17 protein-coding genes are annotated in these 24136 nt (G+C 44.6%); 7 read left to right on the top strand and 10 right to left on the bottom strand.

Translation table 11 applies throughout. The features are described 5' to 3' along the window. Positions 1–273 precede the first annotated feature (273 nt). The gene (locus SDEN_RS06695) at positions 274–2748 is read left to right on the top strand and encodes a 6-hydroxymethylpterin diphosphokinase MptE-like protein (RefSeq protein ID WP_011495730.1); all 2475 of its coding nucleotides are present in this window, start codon (positions 274–276) and stop codon (positions 2746–2748) included. A 197-nt stretch (positions 2749–2945) separates the two neighbouring features. Here SDEN_RS06695 and pseH read toward each other — a convergent pair whose 3' ends face one another. After that, the gene (gene pseH, locus SDEN_RS20670) at positions 2946–3902 is read right to left on the bottom strand and encodes a UDP-4-amino-4,6-dideoxy-N-acetyl-beta-L-altrosamine N-acetyltransferase (protein WP_011495729.1); all 957 of its coding nucleotides are present in this window, start codon (positions 3900–3902) and stop codon (positions 2946–2948) included. Further along, complete coding sequence (pseG, locus tag SDEN_RS06685; RefSeq protein WP_049762962.1) at positions 3895–4980, bottom strand: UDP-2,4-diacetamido-2,4,6-trideoxy-beta-L-altropyranose hydrolase; 1086 nt, start codon at positions 4978–4980, stop codon at positions 3895–3897. The genes pseH and pseG overlap by 8 nt, the downstream gene beginning before the upstream one ends. 265 nt (positions 4981–5245) lie before the next feature. On the opposite strand from pseG, the gene SDEN_RS06680 reads away from it, so the two are divergent. Beyond that, positions 5246–5725 carry a DUF2947 domain-containing protein gene (locus SDEN_RS06680; protein WP_011495727.1) on the top strand — a complete coding sequence of 160 codons (480 nt, stop codon included), beginning with the start codon at positions 5246–5248 and terminating at the stop codon, positions 5723–5725. Between the two features lie 68 nt (positions 5726–5793). Next, positions 5794–6381, top strand: coding sequence for a chalcone isomerase family protein (locus SDEN_RS06675; protein WP_011495726.1), 588 nt, complete (start codon positions 5794–5796; stop codon positions 6379–6381). 50 nt (positions 6382–6431) lie between these two features. Here the strand turns inward: SDEN_RS06675 and SDEN_RS06670 are convergent, their stop codons facing one another. Continuing rightward, the gene (locus tag SDEN_RS06670; protein ID WP_041405719.1) at positions 6432–7385 is read right to left on the bottom strand and encodes a DUF6268 family outer membrane beta-barrel protein; all 954 of its coding nucleotides are present in this window, start codon (positions 7383–7385) and stop codon (positions 6432–6434) included. A 176-nt stretch (positions 7386–7561) separates the two neighbouring features. Beyond that, positions 7562–8203, bottom strand: coding sequence for a TetR/AcrR family transcriptional regulator (locus SDEN_RS06665; RefSeq protein WP_049762960.1), 642 nt, complete (start codon positions 8201–8203; stop codon positions 7562–7564). Between the two features lie 188 nt (positions 8204–8391). Between SDEN_RS06665 and SDEN_RS06660 the strand changes: the two genes are divergently transcribed. Further along, on the top strand, positions 8392–9504 hold the full coding sequence (locus SDEN_RS06660; protein ID WP_011495723.1) for an efflux RND transporter periplasmic adaptor subunit: 1113 nt from the start codon (positions 8392–8394) through the stop codon (positions 9502–9504). Beyond that, positions 9501–12572 (top strand): efflux RND transporter permease subunit, encoded by a 3072-nt coding sequence (locus SDEN_RS06655; RefSeq protein WP_011495722.1) that lies wholly within the window; start codon positions 9501–9503, stop codon positions 12570–12572. Before SDEN_RS06660 ends, SDEN_RS06655 begins: the two co-directional genes overlap by 4 nt. Before the next feature lie 76 nt (positions 12573–12648). Here the strand turns inward: SDEN_RS06655 and cydX are convergent, their stop codons facing one another. From cydX to purL, 4 genes are all read right to left on the bottom strand, one after another. Then, on the bottom strand, positions 12649–12768 hold the full coding sequence (gene cydX, locus SDEN_RS20190) for a cytochrome bd-I oxidase subunit CydX (RefSeq protein ID WP_011495721.1): 120 nt from the start codon (positions 12766–12768) through the stop codon (positions 12649–12651). Positions 12769–12794: 26 nt separating this feature from the next. Beyond that, on the bottom strand, positions 12795–13934 hold the full coding sequence (gene cydB / locus SDEN_RS06645; RefSeq protein WP_011495720.1) for a cytochrome d ubiquinol oxidase subunit II: 1140 nt from the start codon (positions 13932–13934) through the stop codon (positions 12795–12797). Continuing rightward, positions 13927–15492 carry a cytochrome ubiquinol oxidase subunit I gene (locus SDEN_RS06640; protein WP_011495719.1) on the bottom strand — a complete coding sequence of 522 codons (1566 nt, stop codon included), beginning with the start codon at positions 15490–15492 and terminating at the stop codon, positions 13927–13929. The genes cydB and SDEN_RS06640 overlap by 8 nt, the downstream gene beginning before the upstream one ends. Before the next feature lie 271 nt (positions 15493–15763). After that, positions 15764–19645, bottom strand: coding sequence for a phosphoribosylformylglycinamidine synthase (gene purL / locus SDEN_RS06635; RefSeq protein ID WP_011495718.1), 3882 nt, complete (start codon positions 19643–19645; stop codon positions 15764–15766). Positions 19646–19972: 327 nt separating this feature from the next. On the opposite strand from purL, the gene mltF reads away from it, so the two are divergent. Together mltF and SDEN_RS20935 are read left to right on the top strand one after the other, a co-directional pair. Beyond that, positions 19973–21457 (top strand): membrane-bound lytic murein transglycosylase MltF, encoded by a 1485-nt coding sequence (gene mltF / locus SDEN_RS06630; RefSeq protein ID WP_011495717.1) that lies wholly within the window; start codon positions 19973–19975, stop codon positions 21455–21457. A 299-nt stretch (positions 21458–21756) separates the two neighbouring features. Further along, complete coding sequence (locus tag SDEN_RS20935; protein ID WP_269571450.1) at positions 21757–21882, top strand: hypothetical protein; 126 nt, start codon at positions 21757–21759, stop codon at positions 21880–21882. A gap of 2 nt (positions 21883–21884) precedes the next feature. On the opposite strand, the gene tadA is transcribed toward SDEN_RS20935, so the two are convergent. Together tadA and guaA are read right to left on the bottom strand one after the other, a co-directional pair. Next, positions 21885–22418: a tRNA adenosine(34) deaminase TadA gene (gene tadA, locus SDEN_RS06625; RefSeq protein WP_011495716.1), complete on the bottom strand. Its 534-nt coding sequence runs from the start codon at positions 22416–22418 to the stop codon at positions 21885–21887. Positions 22419–22546: 128 nt separating this feature from the next. Then, entirely contained in the window at positions 22547–24124 is a 1578-nt protein-coding gene (gene guaA, locus SDEN_RS06620; RefSeq protein ID WP_011495715.1) for a glutamine-hydrolyzing GMP synthase, read from the bottom strand. Positions 24125–24136 lie beyond the last annotated feature (12 nt).

Raw genomic sequence — 24136 nt, 5'->3', positions numbered from 1 at the left:
CGCTCCAACTGCATAAAATTTTAACAACATGAAAAATCATAGTACATTTGAACTACAATTTGAATAAATATGAAGTACTTAGATGAATTCTATGATATTTACTAACTTCCAACCAGCAAATATATAGCTTAACAAACCGATTGTGTGGCATACAAATTGCATGGTATAACTAGAATGGCTATCACTTTATAACCCATTTTAGGTAATAATGGTTCATAAGCATGATAGATGGCATTAAATTGACGAACGAAAGTTTGAATCTCAGAGGGCAAGATGAATAAACAAGAATCAAAAATCAAAAATATATTTGCAATCAGCCCATTCAATGAGCATTACTTACCAAGCGTCAATAATAATATTTTTGAACGTATAGATTCAGTGACCTTGTTCAAAGATAAGTTTAAAACGGTCCAGTTACAGGAAGCTAATACTTTACATATATTTGTCGGTATGGATTCTGGTTTACTTGCCAACTACATCCTTGAACTTCCACAAGCACCTGATTCTAAGTATGTATTTGTCGAGCTGGATGATGTTTTATCTTTACTCAGCATAGAGATCCCAACAGAGGTTAAAGATTCATTTTATATTTACTCATTTGAACAGTTTCAACAACAGATCAAGCAGGTAGAGCTCAACCTTTTCATAGTAAAAAAACAATTCAACATACATTACTCTTTCGCCGCATCAGCCAATTGCAATGACAACTATGCCCAATTATGTCATAACGTCGAAAAAACGATTGAGCGAGAATATTTTGATAACAGTACTGGTTTTACCCAAAAGCAATTTTTTAAAAGGCAACTAGAGAATCTTAGCGAAAATTTGCAACCTGCTGAATTATTGAGAAACACCTTTGTAGGCAAAACCTCAATCATTTTGGGTGGGGGTCCTTCTTTAGATGACCATATAGAATGGATTAAAAAGAATCGAAATGATTTGATTATTATAAGCGCATCAAGGGTAGTAGGAAAGCTTGCTAAACTAGGGATTAGTTCAGACATAGTCATTACAGTCGATCCTCAAGAACACAGCTTTGAGGTTAATGAGGCTATGATGGCACTGAGTCAAGATATTTTACTTGTAAGTGCTTACCATACCTGCAGTGATATTGTTGCCCAATGGAACGGTAACTTACTCTATTTAGGGATCGATGCACCCTGGAAATGTTTAGAGATCAATTCAAATATTACAACTGAAGGACCAACGGTTACAAATTGTGCAGTCCACCTTGCGGCGGAAATGGGCTTTAATCAAATATTATTATGCGGTGTTGATTATTGCTATTCTCAAACAGGTAAATCACACACAACTGACACTTATGCCGCCAGTTTTGGCCCTGACATTGGCACAATACATGAATGGGTTGAGACATATAATGGTGAGCTGGCAGAAACCCCTATGCAACTATTTCATTCAATAGAAGCACTTGCAGAAACAACAAAAAAATGGCCACTAATTAACTTCATCAACCTTTCTAAAAATGCCGCGAAAGTAAAAGGTGTCAACCATTGCCAGCCGATTTCCATTAACCTTGAACCTATTCCTACTACACAAAGAAACTCACTAAAACAAAGTAATTTTAATCTATCTTCTTCAGAAAAGTCAGCTAAAATCATTAAGATTAAAAATGAGCTAAACCAAGCAATTGAAGATATGGGGAATGTAATTAAATTACTCAAAAGAGCTCTGGCTTTATGTAAGAAAATTGAAAACACAGACAAGAATGAACTTATCCTATTGTCATCCAACAAGTTGAATAACTTGGAATATGAATTGAACACTAAATTTAACAATTACTGCTATCTAATAAAATTTTATGGATTTTATGAGTTTTCACATTTTCTTTCCACAAAAAATTCAGATTCTTGGACACAAAAAGATATAATAGAACAAAACAACTCTTACTATCGTGCTTTTTTTTATATCGCCAATGAAATTTATGAACTCATGAACTGTGCTATAAAACGCCTCAACGCTCGAGTTTCTGAGTATAAAGAACCAGAAAAATTTGATGCATTCACTCCCCAATGGATCGAAGACAGTCACTTTGGAAGATCCAATATATGGTTAAGAGAGAATCCAGAGAAATATCAGTATTTATCAGAAAAAGATAAAGAAAAACTCGCCCATCTTCAACTTGAATACTTAAATTTATTTAACAAAAAGAAGCATGAAGGCTCAATTATTCCTAAAGTTAAAAATCTAGACGGCGCATTTAAAAAGCTCAGCATCCTAATGCAACAACAACACATTGTTGGCATACAAAAAATGGTGCAGTATACTGAACCATTTAAAGAGCAAGAGTCAAAAATATTTCATCTATACAATCTAGCCAAGAGTTATCAATTGTATTTAGAAAACAATCTAGATGAGTCTTTAAAATATGTACTTTTATTAGATGATACTGCCAGAGAAGAAAATGAGCTCCGCCATATCATAATGCTTGCAATTAAACTTGATAGTTATCATTTAGCAGAGGAATCATTAAAAAAAATCATCCAGTACAATGATGCGTATATACCTCAACTTGCTAGCATACTTGCATTACAAGGTAAGCCTCAAGATGCATTAAGTACTTACTTAGATTACTTAGACAAGTATCCTGAAGACGTGCCTGTACTGCTTAAACTTGGAACTTTCCTTAAAAGTTTCAACGAAATAGAAAGTGCAAAATCCGTTTTCAACCGTGTACTCAACATTGAAAGCAACAACCAAGTTGCCTTGAGATTTTTTAAAAAATTATAATTTTCACTTGTTAATATCTCTTAGCACGCTGAAACAGTTCATAATTATCACTATAATATTAATGATGCTTTAAAAATCTCTTAACATATTACTCACAACATAAAACACAGAGACATTGCTCTTGGACAATAAAATTATAAAATGTCTCTCATGGTAAAGGCACTATGCTACCAATATAAAGATATGTTTGTACTGGTTTACAAGTATTGATTTAAATACCCTATTTGCGAATCCATCGATATCAACAATTCAGCAACACCATCTATAACTTTTTTGTTAGAGTGAAGGTTTGTGATTGAAGTCTCAACAACTAGCTTACGCCCTATTTTAGACAATACAACAAATGATGCCTCGAGTAAGTCATCAGGATATACGGGACTCAAAAAAGACAGGGATTGACTAATATATATACAGCCATCACCCGGAAAGCGGGTTCCAAACACTTTAGAAAAGACAGACCCGACAAGAAAACCATGCACAAGATTATTGTCAAAACCATTTTTAATGGCGTATTGCTTGTTAAGATGAATTTGATTGCAATCTCCACTTAATGCAGAAAATCCAATGATATTTTCATTCGTAAAAAACACATTTTCTCGATAAGAGGAACCAGGAGAAATTGATTGCTTTTTTAAGTTAATCTCTAATTTACATCGAGCCCACTCTTCATTAAAAATTGCAAGGCGATATATATCCCAATACTCACCCTCTGAAAAATGATGTTTTTTAAAAACTCCTTCAACGTGAAAACCATATTTTTCATGAAATCTTACTACCATATTGTTAAACTCTAACACCTCACAAGAGAGTTTGTGTAAACCCAGAGTGCTAAATGCATAGTTCAACGCTGAGACTTCCATCAGCGAACCAATCCCTCTAACTGAAGTGTTACCAGAATAGAATGCCCAAGTAGCAGATTTTGAATTTAGATTTATATCAACAAAACTTATAAATCCAGAGGGCACACCATTAAGTACAAAGATGAAGCACTGTTTAGTATTGTCACTTTCTAATTTCTTAAACCAAGCATAGTGTTCTGCTTTTGAAATAACATGACTTGTATACATATTACGTCTGACTTCCGGATTGTTTCGCCATTCTAGGATGAGGTCAAGATATGCAGACGTTAATGGCAATAAATTTATATCATTCATGAAACCTCCTATCTGAAACTATTTCATCACACAAGTCTGACAGTTGGCTTTTTGCTACGCCTAACAACCTAGATGAATGAGCATTTAATAACTCTGGATACTTCACATATCTTTTTATCAGCAGAATGATTGATTCAGCATCAAATTCAGATTGATCACCCATATAATTTATCAATCCAATATCGTGTAAATATTGTGATATTTCCACCTGATTTTCAGCCAAAGAATACACAATGCTGGGAAGCCCCATCATTATTCTTTCTCCAGTTGTGGCACCTCCTGCACCTATTGCCAAATCAGCTTCCATCATCATTTCTGCTATATTTTCACCGTATTCAACACAGTCAATATTTTTATAAAATTCACAGGATTTTTTTATATTATCAGCATTAAAATTTGCAACACCTATAACCAACCTTATAGATATATCACATGGCATTATCGGCATTACTTGAGAAATAAACTTATGACTTAAATTGTCTTTATCCACACCACCAAAAAAGACAAGCACCTTGCTTAATTTAGTTCTAGCTTCAACATAATTAAACTCATTAAAAAACTCATCTCGTAAAATAAGGTATGAAATACCCAAGAACAATCTACAGTTCTTTGGTACAAGATTGTGATATCGTATTTTATAATCCAATGCTAGATTCTGATCTATCAAAATATCGCAAACATGTTTCCTTATTGCCAAATCATCTATAACCACTAACTTATTAACAAAATGTTTTACACTTCTCTCCCAATTCCTGTCTAAAGAGTAATTATCTACAATTAGAATATCTATCCTTAAAACACCTTGCAAAAAAAATGAGTTTTCAAACAAGATGGCATCCTGTTCTTGCGTCCACGCCGATACATTACTATTGATATTTGAGTGATTTTCCGCAGTCAACAGCAATAAATTGAAGCCACTGCTTACAATAAGTTCGGTAAAGTTAGGCTCGTCGAATTTTGTTGCAAAAAAAATTTCTGCCTCAATAATTTTTCTTATAGCTTTGGCCAATGTCAAACAGCGCATAAGATGGCCAGAGCCTATAGCAAGATTAGCGTCAACTCTAAAGACAATATTCACAATTTATATTTCATAAAAATGACACCATTTATAGCAATGCTCATAGAATAGGTCCCAAAATATGTTGACACCTTGATCTGAAACAATAAAAGCGTATAGAAGCGACTTCAATCAAGTATTCGCTAGTTGGGCGCTCACTAAAAAAATCAACTCACTGAATGACTATTCAGTGCTATCTAGTTTCCCAATCTCTAGTCTTGGCTTTATACTAGCCGCTAATCTTAATCGCTAGCCCTATAGCCAACCTTTTTCCTCGAGAGGCCCTGTGACACATACCTATATCCCCTTAGAAAACTACAAGCGCAAATGGATTTTCAATCATAAAGACCTACCCGTCAGTGAAGCCGATAAGGCGCAGATCAAACCACTGGCAGAAAAGAGCGCTATGTTGGTGTGGAACCAATGGATCAGCAATAAATCTAGCCGTGCTGAACAGTTTGCCAAGGGAGATTGGGCGGCAAAGGCTGATGCCTGGAGCTTAACTGAGCACTGGCAAGCAGCCTGGGACAGTGAGGATGAGCAATTGCCTGAAGCTATTCTTCAACATATGGATTGGGCTGCTGATACGCCGATTTTTTTCTGTTATGAAAAGTATCAAATTATCGAGACCCGTTGGGATGTGTTTGTGCGTAACTGGAAGTGTTTTTTATTTTTTGATGATGGCCCATTACTGGTATCACCAAAGCAAAAACAAGCGCTGTTTTTTCAGCAAAATGGCCAGTACCAGCTAGGTCTTCGCGGCTGATCCCTTACCGCTTGTGTCAGTAACAACCCAATTTACTTTAAACGTAAAAATAACCATTAGTGTCTAACATGAATTTTTTCTATATATTAATCAAAACATTAACAATAAGTTTGTGTTTACTACTGCTAAGCAGTGTTAGTACTCATAGCGCCGCAAAAGAGGTCGCTGGAGTGCAGGTTGCTGCAACCTATCAGCTAGACTCAAGCTCACTTGTGCTCAACGGCTCAGGAGTACGCAGCAAGTTTTTCATGGATTTGTATGTGGCAAGCCTCTATTTACCAAAAACTGAAACCGACACTCAGGCAATCCTAGACAGCCCAGAACTTGCCATCCAAATGGATATTCTTTCTTCTATGATAACCTCAGAGAAAATGAATGCCGCCATCAATGAGGGTTTTGACAACGCCACCAATGGCCAAACTCAAGTCATAGGCAGCGCAATTGCTCGCTTTATGGCAAGCTTTGAGGCCCCTATTAAGGTCGGCGATAGGTTTGTGTTTGAGATAAGAAAAGACAGCGGCGTTAACAGCATTAAAAATGGCATCCGCCAGAGTGAGATCCAAAATGAACTCTTTCGCCGCGCATTAATTAATATTTGGCTTGGGGATGAACCCGCTCAAGGGTCACTAAAAGATGCCATGCTAGGGATAGAATAAAAACCACAAGTGAATAAACACCCATGGCTTGCCATCGATAAATATTCGACTTAAAAGCTGATGGAGAGATTGAGTCCCGTTGCCGCCTGCCCTGTTAAATCATAGCGGATGCCTTCAGGTTCAATCTCCATTTCACCGCCAAAGAAATAGCCGCCGTAGGCAGAAAGTTCAAGGCTTGTGCTCAATTGCCAGCTAGCCCTGACAAAGCTAACCCACTCTTGCACGTCAACGCTTTGCTCTTTACTGCCAACTGAGAAACGCTCACTGCGATGACTCGCCCCAAGGGCTAATTCAAGTTCATCAGACACATTATAACTGAGCTCTAACCCTGCTGGCCCTGAAAAACCTGGCTTAAAGGGATTACTTAGCAGCCACTTATCGCTTATTTTCCAGCGCACCGCCAAGTAAGGCACAGTGTTGACTTCATTTACATCATTCAAGTAAGCAACACCAAACCCCAACATATTATTTGAGGAAAAACGGTACATGGCCGACATCACAACGCCATAGCTTTGCCCATCACTGAAACTACTGGTATCGGCATAGGCATATTTAATCTGGGGTGAGAGTAACAGTATCCAGTTATCATTAGCTTGATAACTCAATGACAGCCCTAAGGTATAGAGCTCAACCGATTGCCAAGGCATGACATTGGCATCAAACACGCCAGCTTGAGTGTTAGTGTTGAGCAAAGCAGACCAATCGTATGCTTTTCGCTCATAACCTATATTGCCGCCTAATGACCAAGTCTGATCCAACTCACCTTTGGTAGAGAGTTTAAGCACCATACTGTTTCTTTTTAAATCAGCTTGTTGCCCTTGTGCATTGGTCTTGGTTTCAAACTCACTATCAGCATGATAAATACCTGATACATCCAATTTAAATGCAGGGGACACAGGTCTTGATGCTGCTTCACTGGCCTGTGCGCTACTGCCCATAAAAAGCGTTATGGCACTGATAAAAAGCGCTAGGTCTCTGTTATTAATATCAATTGAAGCTGGCATATGCATGTCATCCTTTGCATTTGAAGTTAACTAAATCTGGCAGGCAATCTCAAGTAAGCAAAATACAAAATAAACTCGGTATCAAGTCGGTAGAAAGATCATCACTCATTCAGGTTATAGGGCTGATTTCAATTTGATGACTCTGCTACTCGATGAATAACTTAGTATGCTGAACATCATACCCTATGAGCACGTAAAAACATCTGCGCCGTCTCTTCTATATAGGCATCACGGCTTAAGCGTAATTCTTCAACCTCTAGCCCAAGCTCTAACCTGAGTTTAAGTTCACCAAAGAGCATCAAACACAAGCGAATAGCACTGTCATGGGGCTTAGGGAAATGATACCCCCCTTGCTTGTCCACCAACTGGAGGAATCCACTTAACAAACCTAAAACATGCTTAGGCCCGGCATTAAAAAACAGCCTTGGTAGTTCAGGGTGGCTTTCAGCTTGGGCGACACAGGTTTTAAACACTGCCATGGTTTCATGGCTGACTATCATCTCACCAAATTGCTGTGAGAAACGCATAATTGACACTTCTGGGTGCTTAGGGTCAAACAGCAAGTCCCCTGTCAATTGATGAGCGATACAACGGGACTCAATTGCTGCGACAAATAAATCATCCTTAGAACCAAAATGGGCATAGACAGTCTGTTTAGACACCCCAGCTAATTTGGCCACCTCATCCATACTGGTGTTAGGAAAACCCTGAACGCAAAAGAGCTCAATCGCGGAGTGCAAGATCTGCTCGCGCTTAATTTCGCTACGACTTTTGGTTTTTTTCAGCTCATTTATCATCTTAACTTCACTATATGTCATTACTGTGGCGCATGTTAACGCTAAGCTACACCGAGAATTTTAATTAAACCACAAAATAGACTGGACAGTCTAGTTCTTACAAAATAGACTTGGTAGTCTAGTTTAACATTAGTGCATATACCGCCACCAAGATAAACGCATCTGGTTATTGTGCACGCAGTGCCGATATTTTATAGGAAACCTACATCATGGACACCCTTAGATTTAATCTAACAATGGTTTTTGGCTTAGCGACGATGGGATTATTGAGCGCCTGCGGCTCTGAAGTTAAACAGCATAGCGATACCGTAAGCTACCAAACAGTGATCACAGATACCCTGAAGCAGACCGACAGCTATCAGCACAATCAAACCTACAGTGGCACCATACGCTCGGCCAATACCACAGGCATAGGGTTTGAATTAGCAGGTAAACTTAATCAGATTAATGTCGACAGTGGCGACACTGTGACTCAAGGCCAACAACTTGCCAGCCTAGATACTGTCCTACTCCAAGCCGAACAGGCACAACTTAGCGCCAGTTTGAAACAGGTTGAGGCTGACATCACACTGGCCCAAAGTAACCTTAAGCGCACCATTAAACTCAAACAAAAAAATTATGTTTCAGAGCAGCAGCTCGATGAAACTGAGCAACAGGTGGCGAGCCTTCTCGCTAATCAGCAGCGCTTGCAAGCCTCACTGCATGCCACTAATTTAAAACTTGATAAGTCAGTACTGCTAGCACCTTTTTCAGGAGAGATAAGCCAAAGACATCACAATCTCGGTGAAGTTATTGCGCTCGGCAGCCCAGTTTTCACCTTAATAGGCCATGAACAAAAATTAGCTTATATCGGCGTGCCTGTTGATGTAGCCCAAAAACTTGTCAATGGTCAACAAGTTGATATCACAGTCGCCCAGCAGCACTACCAAGGGGTAATCGCTGGCATCAGCGCCGAGGTGAATCCCGTTAGCCGCACAGTACAGCTAAGGATAAGTTTGCCAAAGGGGGCTTATGCCATCAATGGTGAAATCGCCTACCTAACATTAGAACAACAGATCATGGCTCAAGGTTATTGGATCCCCATCGATGCACTAACCGATGGCATCCGTGGGCTTTGGAATGTCTATACCTTAGTCAGTGATACTCAAGATCACAGCGAAGTCCAGCGCCGTGATGTAGAAATAATCTACACCAACGAACAGCAAGCCTATATCAAGGGCGCGATAAAAGAGGGGGATATCATCATCACTCAAGGCCTGCATAAACTGGTTGTTGGTCAGCGGGTTATCCCAGCCAACACTGAGATTGCGAGGTCATTATGATTAAAGCTTTTGTGGAAAATGGCCGTTTAGCCAGCCTTTTCATCGCCTTATTGATCGTCGCAGGCCTTGGGGCCATTTCTAGCTTACCTAGAACTGAAGATCCTCACCTTACCAATCGATTCTCATCTGTGGTGACCTTGTACCCTGGCGCATCCTCTGAACGTGTGGAGGCCTTGGTCACTGAAGTATTAGAAAACCAACTGCGCCGACTGGAAGAAGTGAAGCTAGTACAGTCGACCTCAAGAGCGGGCATTTCAGTTATCCAGCTTGAGTTAAAAGATGCCGTCACTGAAACCGCGCCTGTCTGGTCAAGGGCCAGAGATCTCATCAATGATGCTAAAAACGCCCTGCCAGCCCAAGCGCAAAACAGCATATTGGACGACCAATCGGGTTTTGCCAACACAGCTATTCTAGGGCTGGTGTGGAAAGATGACAGCGAAATACGCCCAGATATACTCAACCGTTACGCTAAAGAGTTACAAAGCCGGTTACGTGTGCTCGATGGCACGGATTTCGTCAAGCTCTATGGCGCGCCAGAAGAAGAAATCTTAGTCGAGCTTGATGGCAATAAAGTTAGCCAGCTTAAGTTAACCCCCGCTGGTATCGCGCAAATTCTGACCCAAGCCGACAGTAAAATTTCAGCCGGCGAGCTGCATAACAGCCAATTTAAAGCCTTCGTGGAAGTGTCAGGCGAGCTTGACTCACAGACCCGCATTCGCCAAGTGCCATTAAAAGTGGATGAACTCGGGCAAATCATCCGCCTTGGGGATGTGGCCAGCATCAGCCGTCAGAGTAAAACCCCAGCCAACACCATTGCCCTTATCGACAGCCAGCAAGGCGTGCTGTTGGCTGCACGTATGCTCAATAACAACCGCGTCGATAAATGGCAACTTGAAGTGAGCCACAGTATCGAGGAATTTGAAGTTAACTTGCCTGCCAACATTGAAATTAAATGGCTATTCGATCAACAAAGCTACACCAGCCAACGCCTGGGCGATTTAGTCATTAACTTGTTGCAGGGCTTTGTGATCATTCTCTTGGTGTTAATGCTCACCCTAGGGATGCGAAATGCACTGATAGTGGCACTTTCTTTGCCCTTAACGGCACTGTTTACTTTAGCCTGCATGAAATACACTGGTTTGCCTATTCATCAAATGTCGGTTACCGGTCTGGTGGTGGCCCTTGGGATCATGGTGGATAATGCCATCGTCATCGTCGATGCTATCGCTCAACGCCGCCAAGAAGGCATGAGTAAATTAGAGGCGGTAACGAAAACCTTAAAACACCTGTGGCTGCCTTTGGGTGGCTCGACCATTACCACTATGCTGGCCTTCGCCCCCATAGTATTGATGCCGGGCGCTGCCGGTGAGTTTGTTGGCGGCATCGCGATATCGGTAATGTTTGCCCTATTAGGCTCTTACATTATTTCTCATACCTTGATAGCGGGCCTTGCCGGTCGCTTTAGTCCTGAAGGTAAATCCTCAGTCTGGTATCAGCAAGGCATGGCATTCCCAAAACTTAGCCAAGCCTTTAAGGCTAGCCTTGCCATTGCACTTAAGCGACCTATCATGGCCGCTGTGGTGATTGGCATTATGCCTGTGCTTGGCTTTATGGCCGCCGGCAAAATGACCGAGCAGTTCTTCCCGCCCTCGGACAGGGATATGTTTCAAATAGAAATGTACCTTGCTTCCCAAGCAAGCCTAGAGAACACCTTAAATCAAGTGAAGCTTGTGGATGCACAGCTGCAAGCCATTGAAGATATTACAGCTGTGACTTGGGTTGTCGGCGGTAACACCCCCTCTTTTTATTACAATTTGATCCAGCGCCAACAAGGGGCCAGCAACTATGCTCAGGCCATGGTGAAAGTCAGCGATTTTCATGCCGCGAACCGGTTAATTTTATCGTTGCAGCAAACCTTAGATAAGGACTATCCGCAAGCGCAAATATTGGTCAGAAAACTCGAGCAAGGACCACCGTTCAATGCCCCTGTCGAGTTAAGGGTTTACGGTCCATCCCTAGATACCTTAAAAGAAATTGGCGATGAAATACGTGGCCTACTCAATGTCACCCCGGACGTATTGCATACCCGCGCGACTTTGAGTACTGGGGTGCCCAAAGTCTTACTGCAAGTCAATGAGGATGCGAGCCTTATCAGTGGCTTAAGTCTGACTGATATCGCCAATCAAGTGCAAATGGCCACCACAGGCATTATTGGCGGTAGCATACTGGAACAGACAGAATCTCTGCCTATTCGGGTGCGGTTAGGGGATAGCAGTCGCGAGCAAGCCGCGCGTTTAAGTGAGATAAACCTAGTGTCGCCTTCGGGCTCTGGCATCCCGCTCTCAGCCCTGTCTTATAATGAAATCAATGTCAGTCGCGGTGATATCCCCAGACGAAACGGCCAGCGGGTTAACACCATAGAAGCCTATATCACTAGTGGCGTACTGCCAGCCCAAGTGCTGAGTGACGTTAAAGACCAGATAGATAAAATTGCGATCCCGGCGGGCTATCATATTGAAGTGGGCGGTGAGAGTGCCAAACGCAACGAAGCCGTAGGCAGTTTGCTGTCAAATGTGGTGGTGGTCATCACCTTATTACTGGCGACAGTGGTGCTATCATTCAACTCATTTAGACTTACGGCCATTATATTATTGAGTGCCTTACAGTCGGCAGGACTTGGATTGCTGGCCGTCTATGTGTTTGGTTATCCGTTTGGCTTTACCGTGATTATTGGTTTGCTCGGCCTTATGGGGCTTGCTATCAATGCCGCCATTGTTATCTTGGCAGAACTTGAAGACTTGCCTGCAGCAAGGGGGGGAAACCTCGAACTCATTATCGACACAGTCAACAGCTGTGGCCGTCATATAGGCTCAACCACTATCACCACCATTGGTGGTTTCCTGCCGTTAATTATTGCTGGCGGCGGCTTCTGGCCTCCGTTTGCGATAGCCATTGCAGGCGGCACCTTGTTAACCACCTTGTTGTCACTTATTTGGGTGCCCACCATGTATTTATTAATCATGAAAAATAAACAAGCCCCCCAACCGCTGCAACAAAAACTTGCCTAAGTTAGCTGTGTAAAGCCCAATAAAAAGCCCCGCTCAATGAGCGGGGCTTTTCGTTAAGCTTCAGGCTATTGCCAACTTAATCTTCACTGTCGTCAGACAGTCTGTCTAGATTCTCAGTATTCTCAAGCCAGAGGGCATTAATGATCCCAAATGAGCAGGCGAGCAAGACCCCTAAGATCCACGCAAAATACCACATAGTCTCTCCTTATTTAATCGCTTAACTCAATAGAGTGAAGTGCTGTTGTTCTCAATAAAATCACGGCTTAAACGGCCACGCATCTTAAAATAGGTCCATAAGGTGTAGCTCAATATCAAGGGGATAAATATCATAGCAACCACAGTCATCACGGTTAATGACATCTCACTAGCGGTGGCATCCCACATAGTTAAGCTCATATTTGGCGCAAGTGATGAGGGCATAATAAAGGGAAACAATGCCGCGCCAAAGGTTAATATCACCCCGGCTTGTGTCAGAGAGCTTGCAAAAAATACCCAGCCACAACGGCTAAAGTGACTGGCTAACATCACCACCAAGGGCATAGTGAGTCCAATGACTGGCAAGGCTATGGTCCATGGATATAACTGATAATTCCCAAGCCAAGCACCGGTTACCAACACCACTTCTTTAGTGGTGGGGTTTGAAGGCCCAGAATGGGACAAGGTGCTCACCACTTGATAGCCTTCTAAACCAAAAGCAACCCACAAACCTGCAGCGCCAAACAAGATGAGTAACGTCGATGCGCTCCACATTGCTGTGCGACTCGCTCTCACTCTTAGCTCACCTTGGGTTTTCATTTGTAACCAAGCACTGCCCTGCATCACGACCATGGACACAGCTAATAAGCCTGACAATATGCCTAAAGGATTAAGCAAACCGAAAAAGCCGCCATGATAGGTGGCACGCAGGTACTGATCGAAATCAAAGGGGACCCCTTGCAGCAAATTACCAAAGGCGACACCTATGACAAACGGCGGCACTGTGCTACCAACAAAAATGGCTCTATCCCAACTCTTACGCCATCTTGGTTCTGCGATTTTAGAGCGATAATCAAAACCCACTGGACGCAGGAACAAGGCAAACAGCACTAGCATCATGGCCACATAAAAACCGGAAAACGCCACCGCATAAACCATGGGCCAAGCGGCAAATAATGCCCCCGCCGCCGTCACTAACCACACCTGATTACCATCCCAATGGGGCGCGATGGAATTGATCATGATACGGCGCTCTGTGTCATCCTTACCGATAATCGGCAATAAAGCGCCAACCCCCATGTCGAACCCATCAGTGATGGCAAAGCCAATCAGCAATACCCCAATCAAGGCCCACCAGATAAACCTTACGGTTTCATAATCAAACATTAGCTAACTCCTTTTGTTCAAAATGATAACGTCCCGTCTTTAGGCTACTGGGCCCTTGGCGGACAAATTTGAACATTAAAAACAGCTCAATCACCAGTAAGATAGCGTAGAAAATAGTAATTGAGATGATGCTAAACCAGAGATCCGCCGCCGTTAGGCTCGATGCCGACATATAAGTAGGCAAGACCTCAGAAATGGTCCAAGGTTGGCGGCCAAATTCTGACACGAACCAGCCACATTCAATGGCAACCCAAGGCAGAGGCAAGCTATAGAGTGCGGCTCGTAATACCCATTTTTTCTCAGCAATTTTATGGCGAGTGCTCTGCCAAAACGCAGCGGCAAACACCAATAACATAATCATTCCTGAGCCCACCATGAATCTAAAGCTCCAGAACATAGGCGCTACGCTTGGAATTGAATCTAACGCCGCGGCATGAATTTGCGCTTCACTGGCATCCACTACTTTGTCGGTATAAGGCTTAAGCAATAAACCATAGCCAAGATCCACTTTTAACGCATCAAACTCAGCGTCAAGCTCGGGACTCTTGTCACCGGATTTTAGCCGCTCTAATAAAGCATAAGCATGAATGCCTTGGCGAATACGCACTTTATGCTCCGCGATCAACTCGTTTATGCCCGTCACTTGTCCATCTAATGAGCGGGTGGCGATAATGCCCATCATATAAGGAATTTTAATGGCGTAATCTGTTTCCATAGTGTCTTGATTGGGCAGGCCCACTAAGGTGAAAGAGGCAGGCGCAGGCTCTGTGTGCCACTCAGCTTCGATGGCAGCAAGCTTAACCCTCTGCACTTCGCCCACTTCATAACCTGACTCATCCCCAAGCACGATAACCGACAAGATGGATGCCATACCAAAACTTGCAGCTATGGCAAAGGAGCGTCTGGCGAACGCCAAATCACGTTTTTTGAGTATGTAATAGGCACTGATGGACAAGACAAACATGGCCCCAGCCACATAGCCTGATGCCACAGTGTGGACAAACTTCACCTGTGCCACAGGGTTAAACACCACCTCGGCAAAGCTGGTCATTTCCATGCGCATGGTTTCATAGTTAAACACGGCGCCAACCGGGTTTTGCATCCAACCATTGGCGATTAAAATCCACAGCGCCGACATGTTTGAGCCTAAGGCCACCAGCCAAGTAATGGCCAAATGCTGGCCCTTACTGAATCTGTCCCAGCCGAAGAAGAACATACCCACCAAGGTGGACTCTAAGAAGAAGGCCATCAAGGCTTCGATGGCCAGCGGCGCGCCAAAAATATCGCCGACGTAATGAGAATAATATGACCAGTTGGTGCCAAATTGAAACTCCATCGCAAGGCCTGTGGCTATTCCCATGGCGAAGTTAATGCCAAATAACTTGCCCCAAAACTTAGTCATGTCCTTATAAATTTGATTACTGGTCATCACATAGAGTGATTCCATGATGGCGAGGATAAACGCCAAGCCTAAGGTGAGTGGCACAAATAGAAAGTGGTACATGGCGGTGAGTGCGAACTGTAGTCGTGACAGTTCTACCACCTCTTGGATAATCATAACTTGCTCCTAACGCAATACAACCAGATGCCATGAAACTATGAGCATAGCAAATGCGAATGGGGTGACGAGTAAAAGCCATGATCCTCAATGGAAATGAAAAATCAGGCTATTTCAGCGGCTTCATTATCCTCTTAAATTGATTTAGATCAATTTAAGTCTAATTAATTGCTCATTTTTATAGACTTAGATCACCTTTTCCCTTGCATATAAACACGCAAAAAAAAGAGGAGACCTAAGTCTCCTCTCTAATCATGCTCTTTACCACTGATTAGCCTAACTTGACCCGCGCATTGCGGAACATGCGCATCCAAGGGCTGTCTTCGCCCCAGTTATCTGGATGCCAAGAGTTGGCGACTGTGCGGAACACTCGCTCAGGATGCGGCATCATAATAGTCACTTTGCCATCTGTGCTGCAGATGCCGGACAAACCGTTCGGTGAACCGTTAGGGTTTTGTGGGTATTGAGTCGCAATTTCGCCAGTGCCCGTCACGTAGCGCAGTGCCACAGTGCCTGTGCTTTCAGCAGCTGTCATCGCCTGCATTGAGGCGAACTCGGCTAAGCCTTCACCATGAGACACGGCGATGGGCATTCTTGACCCCGCCATTCCCTCAAAAAACAGCGATGGGCTTTGCTGCACTTCCACTAAGCTCACCCTAGCTTCGAAGCGCTCAGAGCGGTTACGCACGAATCGCGGCCAATGCTCACTGCCTGGAATAATTTCCTTAAGGTTAGATAACATCTGACAACCATTACAGACCCCTAAGGCGAAGCTTAAATCTCGCTCAAAGAAGCGTGAAAACTCATCCCTGGCTCTTTGGTTAAACAAAATGGATTTCGCCCAACCTTCCCCTGCGCCCAATACGTCACCGTAGGAGAAGCCGCCACAGGCAACCAATCCTTGGAATTCATCGAGACTGATGCGGCCCGATAAAATATCTGACATGTGCACATCGCGACTTTCAAAGCCAGCTCTGTCAAAGGCCGCTGCCATTTCAACGTGAGAGTTAACCCCTTGTTCACGTAGAATGGCCATCTTAGGCGCTATGCCTTTAAGAATATAAGGCGCTGCCACATCTTGGCTTGGGTCAAAATTCAGTTTAACGGTTAAGCCCGGGTCAGTTTCACTTTGCTTAAGGCTAAATTCTTCCAAGGCGCAATCTGGGTTATCCCTTAATGCCTGCATCTTATAGCTGGTTTGCGACCAAAGGCGGCGAAGCTCGCTTCGCTGCTGCTGGAACACCACCCGTGAGCCATCTTTAACAACCAGTTTATTGTGCTCAGTTAAGCCGCCAATAGCATGACAAGCAACGCCTGCGGCAATAAATTGCGCCGTGATAGCTTCAGCTTGCGCTTGACTCACTTGGATAACGGCGCCGAGTTCCTCATTAAAGAGTCTGGCAAGATCTGAGCCTTGAAGCGCGCTCAAATCAATTTCAGCCCCAGTGTTACCGGCAAACGCCATCTCAGTCACAGTAGTGAATAAGCCGCCATCACTTCTGTCGTGATAAGCCAATATCGACTGATCAGCCACTAAGGTCTGCATCACCTCGAAGAAGCCTTTAAGGGTCGTACTGTCATCAAGATCTGGCGCCACATCCCCTAAGCTTGAAAACACTTGGGCGAGGCAAGAGCCACCTAAACGGGTTTTGCCATGGCTTAAATCAAGCAACAAGAGGGCGGTGTCGCCTTTATCACTACGAAGCTCAGGGGTAACAGTATTGCGAATGTCTTGCACCACACCAAAGGCAGTGATAACCAACGACATAGGCGAAGTCACAGACTTATGCACCCCATTGTCTTCCCAGGCCGTTTTCATCGACATTGAGTCTTTACCCACCGGGATGGTGATTTCAAGCTGTGGGCATAATTCTTCACCCACGGCTTTTACTGCTTCATAGAGGCCCGCATCTTCACCAGGGTGCCCTGCTGCTGACATCCAGTTCGCAGAAAGTTTAATGCGCTTAAATGAGCCAATATCCGTGCCGGCAATATTCATGATGGATTCGGCCACCGCCATACGGGCCGAAGCGCCAAAGTCCAGTAACGCCAGCGGCGTACGCTCACCAATAGACATGGCTTCACCGGCATAGGTATCAAAACTTGCAGCTGTAACGGCGCAATCTGCCACAGGTACCTGCCAAGGGCCGACCATTTGGTCGCGATTCACAAGGCCTGTGACGCTGCGATCGCCAATGGTGATAAGAAACGACTTATCGGCAACCGTCGGCAAACTTAATATGCGAGTGACCGCTTCATCCACAGTGATTTGTGATTCATCAAGCGCAGGAGACAGCGCTTTTTTCGACACCACATCACGGCTCATCTTAGGGGCTTTACCCAATAAGACTTCAAGAGGTAAATCGATAGGCTTGTTGTTAAAGTGACTGTCCGCCAAGGTTAAATGCTGCTCACTGGTGGCTTCACCCACCACCGCAAATGGCGCCCGTTCACGCAGACAAATTTGCTCGAATCGGGCCAGGTTCTCTGGGGCAACCGAAAGCACGTAACGCTCTTGAGATTCGTTACACCAAATTTCAAGTGGGCTCATGCCAGGCTCATCTGAAGGGACATTGCGCAAATTAAAACGCCCGCCCCTGTCTGCATCATTAACCAGTTCAGGGAAGGCGTTGGATAACCCGCCAGCGCCCACGTCATGAATAAACTGAATGGGGTTGTCGTCACCGAGCTGCCAACATCTGTCGATAACTTCCTGACAGCGACGCTCCATCTCTGGGTTTTCACGCTGCACTGAAGCAAAATCTAAATCTTCACTGGATTGACCCGACGCCATCGAAGATGCCGCGCCGCCGCCTAAACCTATGTTCATCGCAGGGCCACCAAGCACGATTAGCTTAGCGCCAACGGTGATCTCACCCTTTTGCACATGATCTTCACGTATGTTACCAAGACCGCCGGCCAGCATGATGGGCTTATGATAGCCGCGTACTTCGACACCATTGTGACTGCTGACTTCCTGCTCATAGGTACGGAAATAACCCACTAACGCAGGACGGCCGAACTCGTTATTAAACGCCGCGCCGCCAAGTGGACCTTCTAACATGATTTCAAGTGGCGTGACTATGCGTTCAGGCTTACCGTATTGTGCTTCCCATGGCTGTATAAACCCTGGGATATTTAAGTTTGATACGCTAAACCCCACTAAGCCCGCTTTGGGCTTAGAGCCGCGCCCGGTTGCGCCTTCATCGCGAATTTCACCGCCCGAACCTGTAGCGGCGCCCGCATAAGGGCTAATGGCGGTTGGGTGATTGTGGGTTTCCACCTTCATTAAAATATGGCATGGCTCAACATGATAAGCATATACCCCGGTTTCATCGGGGAAGAAACGCCCAGCCACAGAGCCTGTCATGACCGCAGCGTTATCTTTATAAGCGGATAACACGTTGTCAGGCGTGACGGCATAGGTGTTTTTAATCATCTTAAATAATGATTTATCTTGCACCACACCATCGATAGTCCAGTCGGCATTAAATATTTTATGACGGCAATGTTCAGAGTTTGCCTGAGCAAACATCATCAATTCGATGTCATTGGGATTACGTTTGAGGCGCACAAAATTGTCCACTAGGTAGTCAATTTCATCTTCTGCCAAGGCGAGGCCTAGGCGGCTGTTAGCCACTTCCAGTGCCCGTCGTCCTTCACCCAGCACATTAACGCTTGCTAACGCTTTGGGTTCAGTGCGATCAAATAAGGTTTCGGCGGCTGCCATATCATCGAAAATCACCTCCACCATGCGATCATAAAGCAGGGCCTGCAACGCCTTTTGCTGGCTGGCATCCAGAGTATCGGCCTCGACATAATAGGCGATGCCGCGTTCGAGACGCTTAATCTGGCTTAGGCCACAATTATGGGCAATATCGGTCGCTTTCGATGACCAAGGAGAAATGGTACCCGGACGAGGTGTGACTAAATAAAGCTGGCCTTTTGGCGTATGGGCCTCGATGGCGGGGCCGTAGGTGAGAATGCTTGCTAGTTGAAGGGTTTGTGTATCATTAAGTGCGTTGGTTAAATGGGCAAAATGCATGAATTCAGCATATATGTGCCTTACAGGTATCGCCGCGGCATCGCAGGCTTTCATGAGTTGTTGTACACGAAAAGCTGAGAGTGCAGGGGCTCCGCGAATGATCTCCATCACGTCAATTCACCTTATGATTTTTTAATTGAAGGGTCAGAATTGGCGCTATTATAAGGAATCGACTAGGACAAATCACCCGCTGTCACGCACCAAAACAGTGTTTCCCGAATATCAAATCAATCCACTGGAAGATGACCCCTGATGGCCCTCGAGGGAGTAATTAAATTACACAAATCGCTCACTTTTCAATCAGAACTAGGCGTTTGCGCAAACTCCTGCTAAAGTGAGCAGCAATTATACCTATATCCCCTACAAATTTGACTCAAGCGGGCATGATATTTCGGCCTTTTCGTGACACAGAGATTTACTAACTTATTAAACAATATGATTAAATACTTATATGTCATTTTATTGGGCCTCTTATTGTCTGGCTGCCAGCCAGCAGAGGTCGTTGAGATAGAGGCAAGCCCTAAAGCCCAAAAACGTACCGTGCTAAAAGTCGGTACCTTGTATGGGCCGCAGATCTACGTCAACAACTCCCAAGGTGAAACAGGGTTTGACTACGAGATGGCCAATCGCTTTGCCGACTACTTAGGTGTGTCGTTAGAGATGATCCCCTTTACCGACCGTAAACAACTGTTCAAAGCCCTTAAAGACAATGATATTGATATCATTGCCGCGGGTATTGCCAAAACCCCTGGCAGAGGCGAGCAATTTAAAATGGGGCCGACCCTTTATAAGGTAAACCAAGTCTTGGTCTACCGTGAAGGCACCCCAGAGCCTAAAGACATTGGCACCTTAAGTGGTGAGATCACTGTGATGTCCAATTCATCTTCGGTTAATACTTTGACTCAGCTGCAAAAGGACTACCCAGAGCTGCTGTGGAACCAAGTGAACGATAAAGACAATGAAGAGCTATTCGCCTTGATTGCCAAGGGTGAGCTTAACTACACCATTTCTGATTCCAACAGTTTATTGATCAATCAAAGATTCTTGCCTGAGCTACGTGCTGGGATGATTTTGGAAGAAAAAATTGAAGTGGTCTGGTTACTGCCGCCTAAAAACAGCGACAAGCTCATGAGCCAATTGCTGGCATTTTGGCACAATGAGCAAAGAGCAGGTACCTTAGAGCACTTAAATGAAAAGTATTTTGGCCATGTTAAACGCTTCGATTACGTGGACACCCGTGCCTTTATTCGCGCCATAGACAATGTACTTCCGGCCTATCGCAGTTTATTTGAAACCTACTCAGGTGAGCTGGATTGGCGCAAGCTAGCCGCGGCCAGCTATCAGGAGTCCCATTGGAACCCCAACGCGCGCTCAAAAACTGGGGTCAGAGGCATGATGATGCTGACCCAACCCACCGCAAGCTATGTGGGCGTCAGTGACAGAACAGATGCAGAGCAAAGCATACGTGGCGGCGCCATCTATCTGAAAGATATGATAGAAAGGCTTCCTGAGTCCATCAGTGATAGCCAACGAATTTGGTTTGCCTTAGCGGCTTATAATATCGGCATGGGTCATGTAGAAGATGCACGTCGTCTTGCGGTCTCCATGGACATGGATCCCGATGCATGGCGTGATGTTAAAAAGGTGCTGCCACTGTTGCAGCAGAGAAAATACTATAAACAGACTCGCTATGGTTACGCCAGAGGCAGCCAAGCCGTACATTATGTGGATAGCATACGCCGTTATTATGACACCTTAGTTTGGGTCGATAATCAGACTAAAAAGATGGAAGTCATAGAAGCACCGGTTGAAATATTGGCGGATAAAGTTGATGCTAATGATAACATTAAACAGTCACTGGCAAGCGACAGTAAAACCAATAACACCCTTAAGCCTAAGTTGGGTGCAGGCCAGCCCTAGGGATATGTTTAACCCTAGGGTTTGAGTCACAGGGTTTGATGAGGGTGCTGATGAGAGTACTTATTAAGAGTACTCATTTAGGAGTACTTATTAAGAGCACTTAGTGAGAGTGAGACCGGTTTCTGAGCGTACTAAGTGAGCCTGTATTAGCGCTGTGTCACCCTTATTGCACCTAGGTCTTTCGCCTAGATTTAAACGCTGGTAACTTAGCTTAAACCCTGTATGCTTTGCTTAATAAGCGCCATTGAGATAATCACTGGCGCGAAATTAAGCAGAATAATCATCAATGGAGTGCCACTGTGAGAAGAAAAATACTCAATGCCAACTTAGCGCGCCGCCGTAGCCTGATGAAAGTGCGTAAACGCCGTTTGCTCAATAGACAAAAAACCTTTTATTCATTCAATTTCGCAGAACAGACAAGTTAGTCCTAAGTACCTTGCCGCTTTTGCGCTTTTTTCTCAGCACGCCTTCGTTTAAAAAACGCACTCAACTGAGCCGCACATGGCTCAGCCAGAACCCCGCTTGTGATCTCAAGCTGATGATTTAACCCAGGATGTTGCAGCAAATTCATCACACTGCCCGCCGCCCCCGTTTTAAGATCTGTGGCGCCAAACACTAACCTGGCTATCCGAGCATGCACCATGGCGCCGGCGCACATAGGGCAAGGCTCTAGCGTGACATACAAGGTGGTATCCAGCAGTCGATAGTTTTCTATCAATGTCCCAGCGGCGCGAATACAGGCCATTTCCGCATGGGCGCTGCAATCATGCTCGCTGATACTTAAATTAAACCCAGTGGCAAGCAGTTGGTTATCTTTAACTAACACGGCGCCAACCGGCACTTCCCCTTTTGCCTCAGCCTCTTCGGCCATGCTCATGGCGACCCGCATCCAATGCTCATCTTTTAGTTGCTGTTCGCTTTCAGTCGAAGATTCTCTGTCAGCTGAAGACTCTCTGTCCATTAATGCCTCAGAACCCTTAGCCATTAAGTTTGTTTCTATACTCATAACGTTTGTTTTAATCTCAATAAAAAAGGCGCCTAAGCGCCTCTTGTTATACTCACAACCTTGTTAGGGCTAAGCCAACGGGCTTATTCCCACTCGATAGTCGCAGGTGGCTTACCGGAGATATCATACACTACCCGGGAAATACCATCGACTTCGTTAATGATACGATTAGACACTCGGCCTAAGAAGTCATAAGGCAAATGCGCCCAATGCGCTGTCATAAAGTCTATGGTTTCTACTGCACGAAGTGACACCACCCAATCGTACTTACGGCCATCACCCATAACACCAACAGAACGTACCGGTAAGAATACCGTGAAGGCTTGGCTGACTTTATTATATAAATCAGCTTTATGCAGCTCTTCGATGAAAATTGCATCGGCGCGGCGCAGTAAGTCACAATACTCTTTCTTTACTTCACCTAATACCCGAACACCAAGGCCAGGACCTGGGAATGGGTGGCGGTAAAGCATATTGTATGGCAAGCCTAGCTCTAGACCTATTTTACGCACTTCATCTTTAAACAGCTCACGCAGTGGCTCAACTAAACCCATTTCCATGTCATCGGGTAAGCCGCCCACATTGTGGTGGGATTTAATCACATGAGCTTTGCCAGTCGCGCTGCCCGCAGATTCAATCACGTCTGGATAAATAGTGCCTTGTGCCAGCCATTTAGCGTTAGCGCATTTCTTGGATTCTTCGTCGAAGATTTCCACAAATACTCGGCCAATGATTTTACGCTTAGCTTCAGGATCGGCAACACCGGCCATGGCATCGAGGAAGCGATTTTCCGCATCCACGTGGACAATGTTGAGCCCGAAATGATCGCCAAACATTTCTAGCACTTGCTCGGCTTCGTTCAAGCGCAGTAACCCGTTATCAACGAACACACAGGTGAGTTTTTTGCCAATGGCGCGGTGCAATAGCATGGCCACGACAGAAGAGTCCACGCCGCCAGACAAACCTAAGATCACTTCGTCATCACCCACTTGGGCTTTAATGCGCTCGATGGCATCTTCTATGATTGAACTTGGCTTCCAATTAGTACCGCAACCACAGATGGCCACAGCAAAATGTTCAAGCATACGCAGACCTTGGCGAGTGTGAGTCACCTCAGGGTGGAACTGCACCCCATAGAAGCGCTTTTCTTCATTAGCCATAGCAGCAAACGGACAGGTATCTGTCTTAGCCACAGCCTTAAAACCTTCAGGTATGGCTGAAACCTTATCACCGTGGCTCATCCACACATCGAGTAAGGGTCGGCCCGCAGGGCTTATGGCATCTTCTATGCCTTTAAATAGCGCAGATTCGAGTAACATCTCAACCTGGGCATAACCAAACTCGCCCTCGCCTACACCTTGGATCACTTTGCCGCCAAGTTGCTCAGACATGGTTTGCATGCCATAACAAATACCTAGCACAGGCACACCGGCATTAAACACATATTCTGGTGCTCGCGGTGAATTCTCTGCGGTTACGCTTTCAGGACCGCCCGCAAGAATGATCCCTTGAGGATTAAATTCACGAATTTGCGCTTCACTCACATCCCAAGCCCAAAGCTCACAGTAGACGCCAATTTCACGAATACGGCGGGCGATTAATTGGGTATATTGCGATCCAAAATCTAAGATCAGTATCTTATGCTCATGAATATTGCTCATGTTTCACCTTTA

Origin of the sequence: Shewanella denitrificans OS217 (assembly GCF_000013765.1) — a bacterium.
GTDB classification, from domain to species: domain Bacteria; phylum Pseudomonadota; class Gammaproteobacteria; order Enterobacterales; family Shewanellaceae; genus Shewanella; species Shewanella denitrificans.
This window is presented reverse-complemented; position numbering and strand designations above follow the sequence as displayed.

Bases quoted from the DNA above. Each gene is read 5' to 3' on its own strand.
- cydX (WP_011495721.1), bottom strand. From the start codon at position 12,768: ATGTGGTATTTTGCGTGGATCTTAGGGGTCTTGCTCGCCTGCTCATTT.
- cydB (WP_011495720.1), bottom strand. From the start codon at position 13,934: ATGTTTGATTATGAAACCGTAAGGTTTATCTGGTGGGCCTTGATTGGG.
- SDEN_RS06675 (WP_011495726.1), top strand. From the start codon at position 5,794: ATGAATTTTTTCTATATATTAATCAAAACATTAACAATAAGTTTGTGT.
- pseH (WP_011495729.1), bottom strand. From the start codon at position 3,902: ATGAATGATATAAATTTATTGCCATTAACGTCTGCATATCTTGACCTC.
- tadA (WP_011495716.1), bottom strand. From the start codon at position 22,418: ATGGACAGAGAGTCTTCAGCTGACAGAGAATCTTCGACTGAAAGCGAA.
- mltF (WP_011495717.1), top strand. From the start codon at position 19,973: ATGATTAAATACTTATATGTCATTTTATTGGGCCTCTTATTGTCTGGC.
- purL (WP_011495718.1), bottom strand. From the start codon at position 19,645: ATGGAGATCATTCGCGGAGCCCCTGCACTCTCAGCTTTTCGTGTACAA.
- SDEN_RS06655 (WP_011495722.1), top strand. From the start codon at position 9,501: ATGATTAAAGCTTTTGTGGAAAATGGCCGTTTAGCCAGCCTTTTCATC.
- SDEN_RS06665 (WP_049762960.1), bottom strand. From the start codon at position 8,203: ATGACATATAGTGAAGTTAAGATGATAAATGAGCTGAAAAAAACCAAA.
- SDEN_RS06695 (WP_011495730.1), top strand. From the start codon at position 274: ATGAATAAACAAGAATCAAAAATCAAAAATATATTTGCAATCAGCCCA.
- SDEN_RS06670 (WP_041405719.1), bottom strand. From the start codon at position 7,385: ATGCCAGCTTCAATTGATATTAATAACAGAGACCTAGCGCTTTTTATC.
- SDEN_RS06640 (WP_011495719.1), bottom strand. From the start codon at position 15,492: ATGATTATCCAAGAGGTGGTAGAACTGTCACGACTACAGTTCGCACTC.
- guaA (WP_011495715.1), bottom strand. From the start codon at position 24,124: ATGAGCAATATTCATGAGCATAAGATACTGATCTTAGATTTTGGATCG.
- SDEN_RS06660 (WP_011495723.1), top strand. From the start codon at position 8,392: ATGGACACCCTTAGATTTAATCTAACAATGGTTTTTGGCTTAGCGACG.